At 63.3% G+C, this 18,626-nt stretch carries 17 protein-coding genes; 10 read left to right on the top strand and 7 right to left on the bottom strand.

The features are described from left to right. Window positions 1-89 precede the first annotated feature (89 nt). Genes M0954_RS15680 through M0954_RS15700 form a run of 5 tightly spaced genes read left to right on the top strand, consistent with a single transcriptional unit; the run spans window position 90 to window position 5,191 of the window. The gene (locus M0954_RS15680; RefSeq protein ID WP_133892530.1) at window positions 90-1,103 is read left to right on the top strand and encodes an ABC transporter permease subunit; all 1,014 of its coding nucleotides are present in this window, start codon (window positions 90-92) and stop codon (window positions 1,101-1,103) included. Window positions 1,104-1,107: 4 nt separating this feature from the next. Then, window positions 1,108-2,025: an ABC transporter permease subunit gene (locus tag M0954_RS15685; RefSeq protein ID WP_122152818.1), complete on the top strand. Its 918-nt coding sequence runs from the start codon at window positions 1,108-1,110 to the stop codon at window positions 2,023-2,025. A 1-nt stretch (window position 2,026) separates the two neighbouring features. Then, entirely contained in the window at window positions 2,027-3,031 is a 1,005-nt protein-coding gene (locus M0954_RS15690) for an ABC transporter ATP-binding protein (protein ID WP_122152817.1), read from the top strand. Next, the gene (locus M0954_RS15695) at window positions 3,028-4,050 is read left to right on the top strand and encodes a peptide ABC transporter ATP-binding protein (RefSeq protein ID WP_123385038.1); all 1,023 of its coding nucleotides are present in this window, start codon (window positions 3,028-3,030) and stop codon (window positions 4,048-4,050) included. Before M0954_RS15690 ends, M0954_RS15695 begins: the two co-directional genes overlap by 4 nt. Beyond that, entirely contained in the window at window positions 4,043-5,191 is a 1,149-nt protein-coding gene (locus M0954_RS15700; protein WP_122152815.1) for a TraB/GumN family protein, read from the top strand. Before M0954_RS15695 ends, M0954_RS15700 begins: the two co-directional genes overlap by 8 nt. 38 nt (window positions 5,192-5,229) lie before the next feature. On the opposite strand, the gene M0954_RS15705 is transcribed toward M0954_RS15700, so the two are convergent. From M0954_RS15705 to pxpB, 6 genes are all read right to left on the bottom strand, one after another. Beyond that, window positions 5,230-7,035: a tetratricopeptide repeat protein gene (locus M0954_RS15705; protein ID WP_297354170.1), complete on the bottom strand. Its 1,806-nt coding sequence runs from the start codon at window positions 7,033-7,035 to the stop codon at window positions 5,230-5,232. Window positions 7,036-7,271: 236 nt separating this feature from the next. Then, window positions 7,272-8,228 carry a DUF979 domain-containing protein gene (locus M0954_RS15710; protein WP_297354172.1) on the bottom strand — a complete coding sequence of 319 codons (957 nt, stop codon included), beginning with the start codon at window positions 8,226-8,228 and terminating at the stop codon, window positions 7,272-7,274. Then, the gene (locus M0954_RS15715) at window positions 8,225-8,968 is read right to left on the bottom strand and encodes a DUF969 domain-containing protein (RefSeq protein WP_122152812.1); all 744 of its coding nucleotides are present in this window, start codon (window positions 8,966-8,968) and stop codon (window positions 8,225-8,227) included. The genes M0954_RS15710 and M0954_RS15715 overlap by 4 nt, the downstream gene beginning before the upstream one ends. Window positions 8,969-9,184: 216 nt before the next feature. After that, the gene (gene pxpA / locus M0954_RS15720; RefSeq protein WP_122152811.1) at window positions 9,185-9,937 is read right to left on the bottom strand and encodes a 5-oxoprolinase subunit PxpA; all 753 of its coding nucleotides are present in this window, start codon (window positions 9,935-9,937) and stop codon (window positions 9,185-9,187) included. An 18-nt stretch (window positions 9,938-9,955) separates the two neighbouring features. Continuing rightward, the gene (locus M0954_RS15725) at window positions 9,956-11,008 is read right to left on the bottom strand and encodes a biotin-dependent carboxyltransferase family protein (RefSeq protein WP_122152810.1); all 1,053 of its coding nucleotides are present in this window, start codon (window positions 11,006-11,008) and stop codon (window positions 9,956-9,958) included. Continuing rightward, a complete protein-coding gene (gene pxpB / locus M0954_RS15730; RefSeq protein WP_122152809.1) occupies window positions 11,005-11,658 on the bottom strand; it encodes a 5-oxoprolinase subunit PxpB in 654 nt (217 codons plus the stop codon). Before pxpB ends, M0954_RS15725 begins: the two co-directional genes overlap by 4 nt. Window positions 11,659-11,891: 233 nt before the next feature. On the opposite strand from pxpB, the gene M0954_RS15735 reads away from it, so the two are divergent. Then, a complete protein-coding gene (locus M0954_RS15735; RefSeq protein ID WP_122152808.1) occupies window positions 11,892-12,404 on the top strand; it encodes a winged helix DNA-binding protein in 513 nt (170 codons plus the stop codon). A 69-nt stretch (window positions 12,405-12,473) separates the two neighbouring features. Here M0954_RS15735 and M0954_RS15740 read toward each other — a convergent pair whose 3' ends face one another. After that, window positions 12,474-13,097 (bottom strand): 5-formyltetrahydrofolate cyclo-ligase, encoded by a 624-nt coding sequence (locus M0954_RS15740; RefSeq protein WP_297354180.1) that lies wholly within the window; start codon window positions 13,095-13,097, stop codon window positions 12,474-12,476. 8 nt (window positions 13,098-13,105) lie between these two features. Here M0954_RS15740 and M0954_RS15745 point away from each other — a divergent pair, with 8 nt between their 5' ends. The 4 genes from M0954_RS15745 (at window position 13,106) to M0954_RS15760 (ending at window position 18,012) form a co-directional block, all read left to right on the top strand. Continuing rightward, window positions 13,106-15,076, top strand: a complete 1,971-nt coding sequence (locus M0954_RS15745) for a lytic transglycosylase domain-containing protein (protein WP_297354174.1) — start codon at window positions 13,106-13,108, stop codon at window positions 15,074-15,076. A gap of 74 nt (window positions 15,077-15,150) precedes the next feature. Beyond that, entirely contained in the window at window positions 15,151-16,104 is a 954-nt protein-coding gene (locus M0954_RS15750) for a complex I NDUFA9 subunit family protein (protein ID WP_297354176.1), read from the top strand. 28 nt (window positions 16,105-16,132) lie between these two features. Beyond that, complete coding sequence (locus M0954_RS15755) at window positions 16,133-16,780, top strand: glutathione S-transferase family protein (protein WP_133892523.1); 648 nt, start codon at window positions 16,133-16,135, stop codon at window positions 16,778-16,780. Then, the gene (locus M0954_RS15760) at window positions 16,777-18,012 is read left to right on the top strand and encodes a multifunctional CCA addition/repair protein (RefSeq protein WP_297354178.1); all 1,236 of its coding nucleotides are present in this window, start codon (window positions 16,777-16,779) and stop codon (window positions 18,010-18,012) included. Before M0954_RS15755 ends, M0954_RS15760 begins: the two co-directional genes overlap by 4 nt. Window positions 18,013-18,626: the final 614 nt, after the last annotated feature.

Raw genomic sequence — 18,626 nt, forward strand, 5'->3', positions numbered from 1 at the left:
AAAACTGGTCGAAATGTTCCGGCGACCGGGGTGACAAGCCCTCGTCGCCGGTTGTGTTTTTCCGTTCATCAAGACCATAGGGACGAACCATGTTCCGCTTCGTTTTGCGCCGCATTGGCATGGTGATTCCGACTTTCATCGGCATCACGATCCTTGCGTTTGCGCTCATTCATCTGATACCGGGCGACCCCATCGAAGTGATGATGGGCGAGCGCGGTGTCGACCCGGCCATGCACGCGGCCGCCATGCATCGCCTGGGGCTCGACGAACCGCTGGTGCTGCAGTACATCCACTATCTTGGACGCGCGGTGCACGGCAATCTGGGGATGTCGATCATCACCAACACCAGCGTAATGGACGAGTTCCTCGCGCGCTTTCCGGCCACCGTCGAACTGTCCGTCTGCGCGATGCTGTTTGCGCTGATCGTCGGGCTGCCTGCGGGCGTGTTTGCGGCGTTGAAGCGCGGTACGGCGGTCGATCACGGTGTGATGGGTACGGCGTTGACCGGCTATTCGATGCCGATCTTCTGGTGGGGTTTGATTCTGATCATGCTGTTCTCGGTGAAGCTCGGCTGGACGCCGGTGTCGGGGCGCATCGCGGTCGAGTTCGACATTCCGCACGTGACGGGCTTCATGTTGATCGATTCGTTACTGCCGGGCACCGACGAAGGCTCGTTCCGCTCGGCCTTGAGCCATCTGATACTGCCGGCTATTGTGCTCGGCACGATTCCCCTGGCGGTCGTTGCGCGGATGACGCGCTCGTCGATGCTCGAAGTGCTGCGCGAGGACTACATCCGCACCGCGCGCGCCAAGGGCTTGCCGCCTGGTCGCGTGATCGTCGTGCATGCGCTGCGCAATGCGTTGATACCGGTGGTGACCGTGATCGGCCTGCAGGTCGGCACGCTGCTCGCTGGCGCGGTGCTGACCGAGACGCTGTTCTCCTGGCCGGGTATCGGCAAATGGCTGATCGACGCGATCAGCCGGCGCGACTATCCCGTCGTGCAGGGCGGTATCCTCCTGATTGCCACACTCGTGATCGTCGTGAATCTGATCGTCGATCTGTTGTACGGCGTGTTGAATCCGCGCATTCGCCATACGAGGTAAAACCGTGGCTGACATACAAAACACAGTCCCCCAGTCAGTGACCCCGCCGAGCGGCCGGGCGCTGGCCGCCCGCGAGTTCTGGGCAAATTTTTCGCGCAACCGCGGCGCAGTGACGGCCGGTGTCATCGTGCTGGTGCTGATCTTCGTCGCAATCTTCGCGCCGTTGATCGCGCCGCACAGCCCGATCGAGCAATACCGCGACTACGTGAAGATCCCGCCCGCGTGGCTCGACGGCGGCAACTGGAAGTTCGTCCTCGGCACCGACGAAGCGGGCCGCGACATGTTGTCCCGCTTGATGTACGGCGCGCGTCTTTCGTTCTGGATCGGCTTCGTCTCGGTCGTGCTGGCGCTGATCCCGGGCATCGTGCTTGGGTTGATCGCCGCGTTCTTCGAGAAGTGGGCCGATACGCCGATCATGCGCATCATGGACGTGCTGCTCGCGCTGCCGTCGCTGTTGCTCGCGGTGGCGGTGGTGGCGATCATCGGTCCGGGGCTTCTCAATACCATGTTCGCTATCGCGATCGTCGCGTTGCCGGGTTATGTCCGGCTGACGCGGGCGTCTGCGCTTGGCGAGTTGCAGAAGGAATACGTGACGGCTTCGCGCGTGGCGGGCGCCGGCACCTTGCGGCTGATGTTCTCGCAAGTGCTGCCGAACTGCACTGCACCGCTGATCGTGCAGGCTACACTCGGCTTTTCCTCGGCGATTCTCGACGCCGCCGCGCTCGGCTTTCTCGGCCTCGGCGTGCAGCCGCCTGCGGCGGAGTGGGGGGCGATGCTGGCGTCGGCGCGGGACTACATCGATAACGCGTGGTGGATCGTCACCTTGCCTGGCTTGGCCATCGTGATCTCGGTGCTGGCGATCAATCTGCTCGGCGACGGCCTGCGCGACGCGCTCGACCCCAAACTGAAACGGATGGCGTGATATGAGTAATCTACTGACCATCCGTAACCTGGCGGTGAACTTCAACGGCCTGCCGGCTGTCGACCGGATTAACCTGGATGTAGCGCCAGGCGAAGTGGTCGGCGTAGTGGGCGAATCCGGTTCGGGCAAGAGCGTGACGATGATGGCGCTGATGGGCCTGATCGACGCACCGGGCAAGGTCAGCGCCGACGAGATCCGCTTCGACGGCAAGGACCTGCTGAAAGCCTCGCCGAAGGAGCGCCGCAAGGTCATCGGCAAAGACATCGCGATGGTGTTCCAGGACGCCCTCAGCAGTCTGAATCCGAGCTATACCGTCGGCTATCAGATCAAGGAAGTGCTGAAACTGCATGAAGGCTTGCGTGGCGCTGCGCTGCATCAGCGTGCAATCGAACTGCTTGACCAGGTCGGTATTCCCGATGCGAAAAACCGCATCACTTCGTTTCCGCACCAGATGTCGGGCGGGATGAATCAGCGCGTGATGATCGCGATGGCGGTCGCCTGCAATCCGAAACTGCTGATCGCCGACGAGCCGACCACCGCGCTCGACGTGACGATCCAGGCGCAGATCATGGAACTGCTGGTGAAGCTGCAGAAGGAACGCGGCATGGCGCTCGTGCTGATTTCGCACGATCTGGCCGTAGTGTCCGAAGTCGCGCAGCGCGTGGCGGTGATGTACGCGGGTGAGGTGATCGAGACCAACAAGGTACCCGATATTTTCGCCGCGCCCCATCATCCGTACACGGAAGCGCTGCTGGCGGCGATTCCCGAGCACAATGTCGGCGCAGTGCGGCTGGCCGCGTTGCCGGGGATGGTGCCGGGGCGCGACGACCGGCCCAAGGGATGCCTGTTCGCGCCGCGCTGCAAGTACGTGGTGGACGATTGCACGAAGGCGCGCCCGGCGCTTGGACCGTTGCAAGGTCATACGGAGGTAACCAGGGTACGCTGTATCAAGCCGCTGAATCTCACCGGCGATGCCAACATCCACACTCACGGAGGCGCACGATGAATGCAGTACCCGAAACGCGGCGCCCGGCGGGTCAGGCAGGCGGCGACCACGTGCTGGTTGCCGATCAGCTGGCACGGCATTACTCGGTGAAGCGCGGCATGTTCGGCCGTGGCACGGTGAAGGCGTTGAATGGCGTATCGTTTTCCCTCGACCGCGGCAAGACGCTGGCGGTAGTCGGCGAATCCGGTTGCGGCAAGTCGACGCTCGCGCGCCAGCTCACGATGATCGAAGGGCCGACGGCCGGCCGTCTGATGATCGACGGTGAAGACGTCGCGGGCGCTGACCACGCGAAGGTCGCGGCGCTGCGTCGGCGTGTGCAGATGGTGTTCCAGAATCCGTTTGCGTCGTTGAATCCGCGCAAGACCGTTGAGCAGACGCTCGGCGAGCCGCTCGCCATCAATACGCAGCTGAGCGCGAGCGACCGTGCCGAGCGTATCGCGCAGATGATGCGCACCGTGGGCCTGCGGCCGGAGCACGCCAAACGCTATCCGCATATGTTCTCGGGCGGCCAGCGTCAGCGCGTTGCGATTGCGCGCGCGATGATTCTCGATCCGCAGATCGTCGTGGCCGATGAACCGGTGTCCGCGCTCGATGTGTCGATCCAGGCGCAGATTCTCAATCTGTTCATGGATTTGCAGGAGCAGTTCAAGACCAGCTATGTGTTCATCTCGCACAACCTCTCGGTGGTGGAGCATATCGCCGACGATGTGATGGTGATGTACTTCGGCGGCGTGGTCGAACTGGGCGACAAGAAACGCATCTTTACGAATCCGCGCCATCCGTACACGCGGGCGCTGATGTCGGCGACGCCGTCGATCTTCGAGGCGGATCGCACGATCAAGATCAAGCTGCAAGGTGAGATGCCGTCGCCGCTCAATCCGCCCTCGGGTTGCACGTTCCATCAACGCTGCCCGTATGCGATCGATCGTTGTCGCAGCGAGGAGCCGAAGCTGCGCGAAGTGGATGGGCGTCAGGTGTCGTGTCACCGGGCCGAGGAGGTGGGGGACGTGGATGCCTGAAACGTTGGCGGCGCGTCGTCCTGCGCGCCGCCTGCGTGAAGGCGGCCGTCGCGCCGTTTTCGCGCGTCGCTGGCGAGCATGGCTGCTGGCTTGTGCCACGCTCGCCGGCGTCTCACTCGTTTCTGCGTGGCCGGCCGCCACGGCATCTGCTGCGGGCGCGGCTGCGACTTCCCCGGCGCAAAACGGGCGGCCGAACCTGCCGGTCCCCGCGGCCCCTGCTTCGCCGGGTCAGCCGCGTGCGAGCCTGCCCGGTTTCAATGCTCCACCTGCATCCCGTACGACGACCGGCGGCGCGGTGCGCGCGCAACCGGCGCGCATGCCGTTCTACGTCGCCACACGCGGCTCGACCACCATCTATTTGCTCGGCACGCTGCATGTGGGCGATCCGGCCGACTACCCGCCGGGCAAGCCGTTCCGGCCGCCGATTCTGGCCGCGCTGGCCGCTTCCCCGACGCTGGCGCTGGAACTGTCGCCGGACGACCTGCTGGTGTCGCAGGACGACGTGTCGAAATACGGCGTGTGCCGCAGCGCGTGCCTGCCGAAGTATTTGCCGCAAGCGCTATGGCACAAGCTCGAAGTCCGCTTGCGCGGCAATCCGGCGGCGCTCGATGAGATCAAGAGAATGCGCCCGTGGCTCGCTTCGCTGCTGGTCGAAACCTACGATTCCCTGAGTGCGGGGCTGCAGACCGAATACGGTACCGAGGCGCAGTTGCAGAACGTCTATCTGCGCACGCGCGGCAAGATTGTCGGCCTCGAGACGCTCGGGGAGCAGATGCGCTCGTTCACGAGCCTGTCGTCCGCGCAGCAGCGCGAGATGCTGGCGCAGGACCTGGTGCAGACGCCGGCCGGAAACCTCGCCGATGTGCAAACGTTACATAGGCTCTGGCAAGTGGGCGATGCGGACGCGATTGCCGCGTGGCAGGCGGCCAAGTCGGAAGTGCTGGCGCGCGACAAGCGCGTGTCCGATTCGATCGACAACAAGATTGTGTACGAGCGGAACCGGCGCTTCGTTGCGCGGATGTTGTTGATTGCCGGGCCGAACAAGCCGGTGTTCGTGGCGATCGGCGCGTTGCATCTGGGAGGACCGAAGGGCGTGCTGCAGTTGTTGCGGCAGCACGGGTTTGTGGTGGAACCGGGGTGAAGGGGGCGTGTTTCGGGCGCTCTCCGGCGCTGCTATGACTACGGTTGTTCTTGACGCAACGCCTCAACCATACTCGCCACCACGGGTGTCCAATCTCCCAGCACGGCTTGCCTGAACAAGCGTGCATCTGGATACCACGGTGAGTCGCTGCGGTTTTGCAGCCAGCGCCAGTCCGAGTTCGCCGGTAGCAATACCCACACCTGTTTGCCCAATGCGCCCGTTAGATGCGCGACGCCGGTATCGACCGCGATCACCTGATCCAGGTTCATGATCAGCGCGGCGGTTTCCGTGAAGTCGCGTAGCTCAGCGGCGAAATTGTGCGGCTGGAATGCTTCCGTTGCGCTGACGAGTTGCGCCTCAGCAGGTCCCTTCTGCAACGAGAACCACGCAATATCCTTCAGTTCACTGAGCGGCGCGAGATCTTCGAGACGCATCGACCGATAGCGATCGTTGCCGAACGTCGGACTGCCGGCCCACACCAGACCGATCTTGCGTCGCGAGCCAGCCACCGCCTGCACACGCTCACGCCAGGCTTCGATCTTCGCCTCATCGACGAAGACGTACGGCACTTCTGCAGGAATTGTCGCTACCTCAGTGCCGACGCACGACGGCACACTCATCAGCGGCGCCCAGAAGTCGTAGCGCCCTTCGGCCTTGCCGCTCCACGCGCGATGGACTCCCGGCACACGCTCAGCAAGCGGCACGAGCGGTTCACGCACGCAGACATCGACCGTGGCGCCAAGCTCTTCAAGCACGCGCGCGAAGCGCAAAAACTGCAACTGATCGCCGAAGCCCTGGTCGCCGACCAGCAGCACGCTGCGGCCGTCGAGCGGTTCACCTTGCCATTCCGGCACGCCATCCACCGCGATCGCCGCATAGTCCTGCGAGCGCCAACGTTTCGCGTACTCCGCCCAACCCTCTACGTAGTCGCCACGTTTGAGCAGCAGCCACGCGAGATTTTGATGAGCGTCGACGTAGCTGGGATCGATTTCGAGTGCCCGGCGATAAAACACTTCCTCTTCGTCAAGGCGTCCCTGCGCACCGAGTGAGCCGCCCAGACACACCAGGTTGGTCGGGTTCGGTTTGAGCGCCACGGCATAGCGGTACTGCTGCTCGGCTTCGGCGTAGTTTCCCAGCTTGCCGGTCGCGCTGCCCAGATTAACGTGTGCTTGCGCGAAGCCCGGATTCAATTCGATCGCGCGGCGAAAGCGCGCAATCGCTGCCGTGCTGTCGCCTTTCGCGGTGAGTGCGTTGCCGGCATTGAAGTGAGCGTCGGCCGAATGCGGATCGAGCGTGAGTGCCTGGTCGTAGCACGCGAGCGCCTCGTCATAGTGCTCGAGTTTGGTGAGCGCCGTGCCGAGATTCAAGTGAGCGTCCACCAGCGATGGATTAAGCGCCACGGCTTGTCGATACTGTCGCACGGCTCCTTCGAGCTCGCCTTGCGCCTGCAGCGTGACACCGAGGTTGTTACGTGCGTCGGCGAAGCCCGGCTGCAGTTGCAGCGCCCGCCAGTAGCACCGTTGCGCTTCGTCCGGCTGGCCAAGCGCAGCAGCGACGAGACCGCGGTTGCTCCAGCACGCGGTGTTAGCAGGCTCGATTTCAAGCGCCTGATCCAGCAGCGCGGCCGCCGCTGCGTGGTCGCGCCGTTGATGATGCAGGACGCCGAAGTAATGCAGCGCTTCGGCGTGCACCGGATTGATTGTCAGCGCTTCCCGGTAGAGCGGCGCAGCCTGATCGAGCTCGCCTGCCTGATGGGCTGCGAGTGCGGTTGCAAGCAGCGCGTCGATGTAGGTTGGTGCGGCCGCTTCGGGGCGAGCGTCACCGCGATGAAGATGCTGTTCCATGAGAACCTGCCTGAGAGCGTCGGCGCTCGCGTGTTGCGCGCGCCGGCCGGTTGATGGGAGAACATCGACCAGCTTATGTCTCAAGCCTTTCCGGTTCGATCAGACGCATCCTAATTTGCCGCCATAAGGCGCGGCGGCGTGGGTTCGCGCGGCATCTTGCTATCGCAAAATAGCCGCGTCAGGTCGCTTGCGAGGTCACTTCGCCGCGGGCGTGTTTGCCGCGGGCGGGGCGAGTCCTACAGAAACATCATGTAGTTCAGCAGCAGGATATTCACCACCAGCAGCGACAATGCCGTGGGCACCTGCACCTTGATCACCGCGTTCTTGTCCGGCAGTTCGAGCAGCGCGACCGGCACCATGTTGAAGTTCGCGGCCATCGGCGTCATCAGCGTGCCGCAGTAGCCCGAGAACATGCCGATCGCCACCATCACCGCCGGGTTGCCGTGGAACACGCCGACCAGAATCGGCACGCCCACTCCGCCGGTCATCACCGGGAACGCGGCGAAGCCGTTGCCCATCACCATCGTGAATACCGCCATGCCGATGCAGTACACGGCCACCGCGACAAACCGGTAGTCCAGGTTGATATAGGCGGTCGTCACGTGTGCGACGGCCTTGCCGACGCCCGCGTCGGAGAACACGAGGCCGAGCATGCCCAGCATCTGCGGCAAGACCGCGGCCCACGAGAGCGCATCGACGAGGCGGCGTGTTTCCTTCATCGACTGGCCGACCGTGTCGCGCGTCATCACGCACGCTACCGCGAGGGCGATTACGCAACCGAGGCCGAAGCCGATCAGCGTGACGTTCTTCGGGTCGATAAGGGGCTTGCCGTCGAAGATCAGATAGCTTGCCGCCAGGGTGATCACGACCGTGACGACCGGAATCGTCAGTGCGGGAATAAACAGCTTGTTGCCCAGGCGCGCGGCACTGGCCTGACGGGCCTCGGGCGACAGCACCTTGGGTCTGGCCGCCGTCACGCCGCCGAACCCGGCGACCAGCGCCATCACGATCACCAGCACGCCGACGATCGAAGGCGGTATCAGGTCGCCAATCAGAAAAATCAGAGCGTACAGAATCCAGAAACCACCGCTGCTAAGACGGCGCGGGTGTTCCTTGTCGGTGAGGATCATGCCGCCGACGATCAGCAGCACGATCCCTACCAGCCAGAACAGATAGTTGATGGTGAGCGTCATGCCTCGTCTCCTTTCGCAGACGGAGTTTGCGCAGCGGCGTTCGATGCGGCGTTGCCGCCCAGTTCACGCTCAAGGCTGCGATCGAGCAGATACAGCCGGAAGCCGTGAATCAGGAACGCGCAGATGGCGGTGGGGATGCCCCACACCGCGACGTGCATCGGCGCGACTTCGATACCGGCCTCACGCAGGAAGGTGGTCATCAACACGATCGCACCGAATGCAACGAAAACGTCTTCGCCGAAAAACAGGCCGACGTTGTCGGTGGCGGCCGCGAACGCGCGCAGGCGGTAGCGCACCGCGTCGGTGAGCTTGCCGTAGCGGGTTTCGGCGGCGCCCTCGGTCATCGGCGCGATCAGCGGACGCACCATCTGCGGATGACCGCCGAGGCCAGTCAGGCCGACGGCCGCCGTCAGTTCGCGCACCAGCAGATAGACGATCAGCAGGCGTCCGGCAGTGGCCGCGCGGATGCCCGCGATCCACGTTTGCGCCCGTTCGCGCAGGCCGTGCCGTTCGAGCAGGCCGATCACCGCCAGCGGCAACAGCAGGATCACGGGGATATTGCGGGTCTTGATAAAGCCCGTGCCGATGGCGGCAAGGATTTTCTCGGGTGGAAAGTGCGCGGCCAGCGCGGTGACGATAGCGGCGACGGCCACGATCAGCATCGGATTAAAGCGCAACACAAAACCGACAATGATCACGGCCACGCCAATAAGCGGCCATAAGTTGACTGCTGTCTGCATCAGGATCTCCAAACGGGGTTGCTAACCTTGCCGCTGATCGCGGCTAACGTGGGGAGGCGCTTGCATATCCCCTGCGCCGTCTTGCTGTGCGCCGCTCTGGCTGGCGGCGTCACTTGCTGCTGTCATTTACTGCTTTGGGTACTGCACCTGGCAAACGCCCCGCGCGAGGCGGGGCGTTACGTGCTCTTTAGTGGCCCTCGCGTGAGCCGCTGCGACTCAGGCGCGTACGGCGTTGGCCGCGTGAACTTCGATGCCGGCGCTTTCGAGCGCGCCGCGGATGCGGCGTGCAAACGCCAAGGCGTGCGGACCGTCGCCGTGCAGACAGATGGTCTGCACATTGAGCGGCACCCAATGGCCATCCACGGCCTGCACGCGTTGCTCGCGCACCATCGCGAGGGTGCGTTCGAGCACTTCCTCTTCGTCGTCGAGCAGCGCGCCCGGTTCCTTGCGCGGCACGAGCGAGCCATCGGCGCGATAGCCGCGGTCGGCGAACACTTCTTCGATGGCGACGAGGCCTGCTTCACGAGCGGCGGTCACGAGGCCGCTATTGGCAAGCGCGAACACCGCCACGGACGGATCGAAATCGTGCACAGCCGAGGCGATTGCATCGGCGATCTTCGGGTCGCGCGCGGCCTGGTTGTAGAGTGCGCCGTGCGGTTTGACGTGCGCGATCCTTCCGCCTTCAGCCTGAGCGATCGCCGAGAGCGCGCCGAGCTGGTACAGCACGCCCGCATAAATCTCGTTGGCGGGCAGGTCCATCTCCTTGCGGCCGAAGTTCTCCGGATCGTTGAAGCTCGGATGCGCGCCAATCGACACGCCTTTCTTGACGGCCCACCGAACGCAGTCATGCATCGCATTGGCGCCGCCCGCGTGCCAACCGCACGCAATATTGGCCGAACTGACGAGGTCGAGCAGCGCCTCATCGGAGCCGCAGCCCTCGCCGAGATCGGCATTCAAATCGATTTCCATAATTTCCTCTACTTGGTCTTACGACACTGCCAGCGCCGGCTGGCGTGCGCAGCGGTCCTCATGCATCGCGATCGCGGCATCGATCTGCCGCAGATACGCCCGTTCTTCGAGTAAAGCGTGACGCGCCTCTTGAGGCGTCGTCGGGATGAAACGGATCGCGCTGTTCAGGCGCACCTGCGCGAGCTTCCACAGATCGGCCTGAATGACCGCGCCGATCTTCGGGTAACCGCCGGTGGTCTGCGCATCGCTCAGTAACACGATTGGCTGGCCGTTCGGCGGCACCTGGATCGTCCCCGGCATCACGGCATGCGACAGCAGATCGGCTTTGTGCGTGCGCTTGAGTTCGGTGCCGGAAAGCCGGTAGCCCATGCGATTGCTATTGGGCGTCACGAGCCATTCGTCCGACCAGAACGCCTCGTGAGCGCTGGCAGGAAAGTGATCGTACTCGGGTCCATGCAGCACGCGAATCGGTGCTGCCCACGCCACACCAGATGGATGCCGGCCGCGTCGCAAAGGTTCATGGACCAGTACGAACTTGCACCAGGTGGGCGCCTTTACACCGAATTCGGGGGCTTGCGGGCTAAAGCTCGCGCCTGCGCGTGACGATGGCACGCCGACTGGCAGTCGGTCGCCGTCGCGTAGCGCGCGGCCACCGAGGCCGCCGAAATGACCAGCGAGGTCGGTGCTGCGCGAGCCGAGCATCGGCAGCACGTCGATACCGCCGGCGATGCAGACGTAGCCGCGCATGCCACGCTTAGCCGCCTGCAACGTCAGCTCCTGACCGGCTTGCACCGGCAGGCTCCACCATGAATAGACGGGCTTGCCGTCGAGCGTGGCGCCGAATTCAGTCCCGGTGATCGCGACCCGGGTGGCACGCGGAAAGCGTAGCACGGTCGGTCCAAAGGTGACCTCGAGCCCCGCAGCGTCGGGCCGGTTGCCGACGAGGCGGTTGCCCACCTCGAGTGCGAGCCGGTCGAGCGCGCCGCCCATGGCCACGCCGAGATGCCGGTAGCCATGCCGTCCAAGATCCTGAACCGTGGTCAGAAGACCAGCGCGAATCACGTCGATCATGCTGCGATCCCCGCCACGGTGAAGCGCACCCGGTCGCCCGGTTGCAGCAGGGTAGGCGGCGAGCGCGCCGGATCGAACAAGGGCACGGAGGTGCGGCCGATCAGTTGCCAGCCGCCAGGCGATGTAGCCGGATAGATGCCGGTCTGCTCGCCGCCGATTCCCACGGATCCCGCCGGCACCTCAACCCGCGGCGACGAGCGGCGCGGCGTGTGCAGCGCTTTCTCGAGACCGCCCATATAGGCGAAGCCGGGCTGGAAGCCGAGGAAGAACACCACGTATTTGCCAGCGGTATGACGCTCGACCACCTCTTTGGCCGACAGCCCGGTGTGGCTCGCCACCGCCTGCAGGTCAGGGCCGAATTCGCCGCCGTACTGCACCGGAATTTCGACCTCGCGGCCGGCGGAAGGCGCCTCACCCGGGGTGTCCCAAGCCGTTTCCAGCATCCTGGTGAGCGCGGCGCGGTCTGCTTCCAGCGGATCGAACATGATGGTCAGATTGTTCATGCCAGGCACCACCTCGAGCACGTGCGGCCAGCCGCGTGCGGCCTCGGCCACCGCCCAGACGCGCTGCTGGCAATCGAGCGTCGCGGGAGCGTGGGCCTCGCAGACTAGCGCGGCGTCGCCGAACTGGAAGATTCGTGGTTGCGTCATTGCGGATTCATTCGGGTTGGAGCGGAAGCCTTGCAACATTGGAATCGGTAGGAACGGTGAAAGCGCACCGCCCATGACTGGATAACGGCACCAGAAGCACCAACCATGACAACTAGACTACATTATCAATAAGATGTCGACAATTTATCAATAAGCGTTTGTGCCAGGCACCCATGAAGAGGCGCTCGTCGTACACTTCGAGCACTTCCTTTTATGTATCGAGAGCACCCGTCATGTCGCGTCAACCGACCAAAATCGTCTCCTCGGAACACCTCGTGTCTGAATCGAGCGCGGAGTTGTCCGAGCTGGAGTACGGGCTCATCATGGCGAGCAACGCGTTCAACCGCTGGATGGTGCGCTGCATGTCGGCGGCGGGAGAAAAGGATATGACCGCCATCGAGGTGTCGCTGCTGCATCACGTGAGCCATCGCGAGCGGCGCAAGAAACTCGCTGACATCTGCTTCGTGCTGAACATCGAAGATACCCATGTTGCCACCTACGCATTGAAGAAGCTGGTAGCTAGAGGGTATGTAAAAAGCGAAAAGACCGGCAAGGAAGTGTTCTTCTCGGCGACCGAATCCGGGCGCGCCCTCTGCATGAAGTACCGCGAGGTGCGCGAAAGCTGCCTGATCGCCACGCTCAGGGAGAGCGGTTTGACCAATGAGCAGATCGGCGAGGCCGCGCAGTTGATGCGCAACGCCTCCGGCCTTTACGACACGGCGGCGCGGGCGGCGGCTTCGCTGTGAGGTTCGGTCAGCGTCGGTCGGTTTTAGCGATCTTTAACCGGCTTTAAGCTTTAGGCGGTTTGCTAACTTTCACGGAGCCGGGTTGGGCTGCTGCTGCGGATAGCAGGCCGCTTCGGTGATGATCAGGTCCAGCGGGATGTCGTGGGCCTCGTGCTGCAGCGCGTCCGTGCGGCAGGCTTCGCAGGCTATGCCGACCGTGACCGGCCGCGTTGCGCCGGGCCATGCCGCCAGCGTGCGATCGTAGTAGCCGCCGCCGTAGCCGAGCCGGTAGCCTTCGATGTCAAAGCCGACGCACGGCACGAACAGCAGATCGGGCGTGACGACGACCTCGGTGGCGGGCTCGGGGATCCGGTGATGACCCACTTTCATCGGCGTGTCCGGCGCCCATGCCCGGAACTGCAGCGCCTCGCCGCGGTTCGTGACGACGGGCAGGCTCGCTTGACGGTGCGCGCCGAGCGCGAGCCAGATGGCGATCGCCGCACGTGCGTCGAACTCGCCCGGCAGCGGCCAATAAAAGCCGACACAAGCGGGTTCATGGCGTTTCAATGTGTCGAGCATGCGGCGGCTCAACGCCTCCTGGGCAGAAGGCTCGAGGGCCGCATCCAGCCGTGTTTTCAGCAACATTTTACGGAGCGCGTTTTTCGATTCGGGCAGGGGGTTGCGTGCTATGCTTGGGCTCAATTCGCGCTCCAGAAACAACGATGTCAAAACGCCTCTTTCGAGTATATCGCGCGGTCGGTCTTGCGCTGGCCGCGGCGGCACTCGTCGCGTGCAGCACTGCCTCCGCGGTCAAGCCTGTACCGGTTTCGCAACTCTCCAACGACGACCAGATTTTCGTGCAGCTGCGCGAAGCGGCGCGCAATAACGATGCTGCGCGCGCGGCGCAACTGGCGGCAATGATTCCGGACTATCCGGCGCCGGGCTATGTGGAGTACTTCCAGCTCAAGCCGCAACTGTTCGATTCGAGCGGGCATCCGAGTCTCAATGCGCCGGACACCGAGGTGCTGTCGTTCCTGCAGAAGTACGACGGCCAGGCGATTGCCGACCGTCTGCGCAACGACTATCTGGTGGTGCTCGGTTCGCGTCACGACTGGAATAATTTCGATCAGCAATACGCGCGCTTCGTGCTGAACGACGACACGCAGGTCAAGTGCTACGCGCTCGAGTCGCGCGCGGCGCGCGGTGAGAACGTGGCGGACGCGGCGCGCGCGCTGCTCGTCGACCCGAAGTGGTACGGCGACGGCTGCGTTGACCTGGTGACGGCGCTCGCCACGAACCAGCAGTTCAGTGCCGACGACGTCTGGCAGCAGATCCGCCTCGCTTACGAACAGAACTACCCCAACACCGGCAACAAACTGGTCGACGCGCTTGGCAACCAGCGCCCCGATCCTGCGCTGTTCGACCAGGCGTCGAGTGCGCCGCCGCTGCTGCTGGCGCGCGGCGTCGGGTCTGATCCGCAATCGCATCAACTGGCCTTGCTGGCCATCACGCGGATGGCGCGTAACGACCCGGCCATGGCCGCGGCGACCTTCGCGTCGGTGGCGCCGTCGCTGAGTTCGCCGGAGCGTGCGATCGGCTGGGGCACGATTGCCTATGAGGCTGCCGCCAAGCAGATGTCGACGGCGGTGGACTGGTACCGGTTGTCGGCCAACGCGCCGCTCCTGTCGAATCCGGCGTACGAGTGGCGCACCCGCAGCGCGCTGCTGTCGGGCGACTGGACGATGGTGCGCTGGTCGATCGAACAGATGCCCGCTGCGCTGCGCAGCCAGCCGTCGTGGGTGTACTGGCATGCCCGTGCGCTGAAGGAGGCGGGTCAGACAGACCAGGCCAACCAGGAATTCGCAACGATCTCGTCGGGCTATAACTTCTACGGGCAACTCGCACTGGAAGAACTGGGCCAGAAGATCACAGTGCCGCCGAAGACCGCGGTGACCGACGGCGAAGTGCAGCAAGCGGCGAATACGCCGGGCCTCGCGCTTGCGCAGCGCTTCTACCAGCTCAATCTGCGCCTCGAAGGCAACCGCGAATGGAACTGGCCGCTGCGCACCATGTCCGACCGGCAACTGCTTGCCGTTGCGGAATACGCGCGCCGCATCGAGCTGTATGACCGCACTGTCAACACCGCGGATCGCACCAAGACCGAACACGATTTCTCGCTGCGTTACCTGTCGCCGTTCCGCGATATCGTCGAGCGCGATTCGCAGTCGAATGGTCTCGATGTCGAGTGGGCGTATGGTCTGATCCGTCAGGAATCGCGCTTCATCATGAATGCACGCTCCGAGGTTGGTGCGAGCGGCCTGATGCAGTTGATGCCGGGCACCGCGCAACTGGTGGCGAAGAAGATCGGTCTCGGTCCGATCTCGCGTGAACAGATGAACGATATCGACACGAACATCCTGCTCGGTACCAACTATCTTTCGATGATCTACAATCAGTTTGACGCTTCCGCCGTGCTCGCCACCGCCGGCTACAACGCCGGGCCGGGTCGTCCGAAGGCGTGGCGGGAAGGGCTATCGCATCCGGTCGAAGGCGCGATCTTCGCGGAGACGATTCCGTTCACCGAGACCCGCGACTACGTCAAGAATGTGCTGTCCAATACGGTCTATTACGCGGCACTGTTCGAAGGCCGTCCGCAATCGCTGAAGGCGCGTTTGGGTTATATCGCGCCGTAAGCGTCGCGCCGCTGCACGCTCCGCGGCGGCGCCTCACTCCAGCCGTTGCCGCGGCTTCCACCAGGGAGTCGGAAATGCGACATCAAGCCATTGCGATCATCGGCGGCTCCGGTTTTATCGGCAGCCATCTCGTCAACGCGCTCGTCGAGCTCGGCAAAGACGTGCGCATTGCCACCCGTCGACGCTATAACGCGCGTCACCTCACTCTGTTGCCCGTTGACGTAATCGAAACCGATGTGTTCGATCCGGTGCAGCTTGCTCGTTTTCTGGAAGGCGCCGATGCGGTGATCAACCTGGTCGGCACATTGCACGGCGGACGCGGCACACCGTACGGCCCCGAGTTCGCCAGGATGCACGTCGAGCTGCCGACCCGAATCGTGGCCGCCTGCGAAGGCAAGGGCGCGCACCGGCTGATTCATGTCAGCGCGCTAGGCGCCGACCCGAACGGGCCGAGCATGTACCTGCGCTCCAAGGGTGACGGCGAAAAGGCCGTGCACGCGTCGAAGCTGGCGACGACGATTTTCCGGCCCTCTGTGGTGTTCGGTCCGGAGGATACGTTTCTGAATCAGTTCGCGTTCCTGCAGCGCGTGTTTCCCGTGATTCCGCTGGCGTCGCCGGATGCGCAATTCCAGCCGGTGTTTGTCGGCGACGTCGCGAAGGCGATCGTCAACGTGCTCGACCTCGATGCCGCTAGCGGGCGGACCTACGAATTGGGTGGCCCGAGCGTCTATACGCTGGAACAACTGGTGCAGTATTGCGGCGATGTGATCGGCCGTCATGCGCGGATCATCCGGCTGCCGAACGCGCTGGCGCGGCTGCAGGCATTGAGCTTTGAAATCGCACCGGGCAAGCCGCTGATCTCACGCGACAATCTCGATTCGATGAAGCTGCCGAGCGTGCTGAGCGGCCCGCTCGCGCCGGAACTGGGGATCGAGCCGGCCGCCATCGAGACGATTGCGCCCGTGTATCTGACGGACGCGTCCTTGCGCTCACGCTTCAATACATTCCGCGCGAGTGCGGGACGTTAAAACGTTTCTTTATTCCTTTACCTGAAGCATGAAACTTCTGATCGGTGACAAGAACTATTCCTCGTGGTCGATGCGTCCGTGGGTGCTGATGAAGCACTTCGGCATTCCGTTCGAGGAGTTGTGTGTCGAGATGTATGAAGCCGGCACGCGGGCCGCGATCCTTGCGCATTCGCCGTCGGGCAGAATGCCTTGTCTGATTGGCGACGATGGTGCGTCGGTGTGGGACTCGCTGGCGATTGCCGAGACGCTGGCCGAACGCTTCCCGCAGCACGCGATGTGGCCGCGCGATCCGGCGCAGCGTGCCGAGGCGCGCAGCATCAGCGCCGAGATGCATTCGGGTTTTGGCGATATGCGTTCGAACATGTGGATGAACATTCGCGCGTCGTTTGCGGGCAAGGGCGCGACACCAGGCGCGCTGGCCGATATCGCGCGCATCGACGCGATCTGGAGCGGATGTATCGAGCGTCATGGCGGCCCGTTTCTATTTGGCGAGTTCGGCATTGCGGATGCAATGTACGCGCCGGTCGTGATGCGCTTCAACACATGGCAGCCTGTGCTGTCCGACACCGCGGCGGCCTACGCACGGCGCGTGACGGAACAGCCTGCGGTGCGCGCATGGATTGACGATGCGCAGCGCGAGACCCACGTGATCTCTGTCTACGAAATACCCGAATGAATATCTACGCAGTAGGCGGTGCGATTCGCGACGAGTTGCTGGGCGTGCCGGTCCAGGACCGCGATTATGTGGTGGTGGGCGCGACGCCGGAGCAGATGGTGTCGCAGGGCTACCGTCCGGTCGGCAAGGACTTCCCGGTGTTCCTGCATCCGCAGACGCACGAGGAATACGCGCTTGCGCGAACTGAGCGCAAGACGGCGGCCGGCTACCACGGCTTCCAGTTTTTCTATGCACCGGACGTGACACTCGAAGAGGATCTGGCGCGGCGCGACCTGACGATCAACGCGATGGCGCGCGAAGTGCGCCCGGACGGCGTGCTGACCGGACCGGTGATCGACCCGTTCAACGGCCAGACTGATTTGCGGGCGCGTGTCTTTCGTCATGTGAGCGATGCATTTCTGGAAGACCCCGTGCGGATTTTGCGGGTGGCGCGATTTGCGGCGCGTTTCACCGATTTCACGGTGGCGCCGGAAACGATGGCACTGATGCGCAAGATGGTGGAAGCGGGCGAGGTGGACGCGTTGGTGGCCGAGCGGGTGTGGCAGGAGGTGTCACGCGGTTTGATGGAGAGACGGCCGTCGCGGATGTTTGAGGTGTTGCGCGAATGCGGGGCGCTTGCGCGGATATTGCCGGAGATCGACGCGTTGTATGGCGTGCCGCAGCGGGCGGACTACCACCCCGAGGTGGATACGGGGGTGCATGTGATGATGGTGGTGGATCACGCTGCGGCGCAGGGGTATGCGTTGGCGGTGCGGTTTGCTGCGTTGACGCATGATCTGGGGAAGGCGACCACGCCTGAGGATGTTTTGCCGCGGCATATTGGGCATGAAGGGCGGAGTGTCGATTTGCTCAAGCCGTTGTGTGAGCGGTTGAGGGTGCCGAATGAGTGTCGGGATCTGGCTCTTCTGGTTGCTCGGGAGCATGGGAATATTCATCGTGTGATGGAGACGGGTGCCGCTGGGGTTGTGCGGCTGCTCGAGCGGTGTGATGCGATTCGGAAACCTGGGCGGTTTGCTGAGGCTTTGCAGGCATGTGAATCGGATGCCCGCGGGCGGCTTGGGTTTGAGGCCCGGGCTTATCCTCAGGCTGAGCGGCTTAGAGTTGCTCTTGTTGCTGCGCGGGGTGTTGATGCTGGGGCTATCGCTAAGGGGTTTGGGGATCGGTCTGAGCTTATCAAAGAGGCTGTGCAGAGGGAACGGGTTCGGGTTGTCGCAGTTGCTCTCGAGGAGTAGTTGTTTTTGCCTGCGCGGCGCTTGTCGTTGTTCTTGCTGCTTTGGCCTTTCCTTGCATTCTTATCGGTCTATTAGCTTTGCCCCTGTGCGGGGGCGGCACTTACTTTCTTTGTCCCACAGGAACTACCTTCGGGTCGCCGCCGCAAAGAAAGTAAGAAAAGAAAACGGGCTTCACACCGCTAGCTCGTAGGTGTCCATCACTGACACGAAACCAGAGAGGTCCGCGCACGAAACGTGCACTCGCACCACTCCCGTCAGTGACAAAGCATTCATCCACCCCACTCCGCACTTCGTGTGCCGCGGATCGGTCTGCATGGGAAGGCGTGGTTTGCGCGTGCAGGTTGCCCTATATTGCGAAGAAAAGGCGGCGCGGTACAGTTAGAATGCCTATCTAGTTTTCATGGTCCATCATTAAAAATGGCGGAATGACGATCCGATATATTTAGAATAGCTACGCACTTTTCAGAAGGCGTTATGCCCGGCGGCGGAGAGCGTAGCGCGACGCTGGAGCGGATGACTGCTTTGTCACTAACGGGTGTGGTGCGAGGGCAGATTTCGTGCGCGGACCACTCCGACGTGACGTCAGTGGTGGACACCTACAGGCTAGCGGTGGC

The organism is Paraburkholderia sp., assembly GCF_026225065.1.
GTDB lineage: Bacteria > Pseudomonadota > Gammaproteobacteria > Burkholderiales > Burkholderiaceae > Paraburkholderia.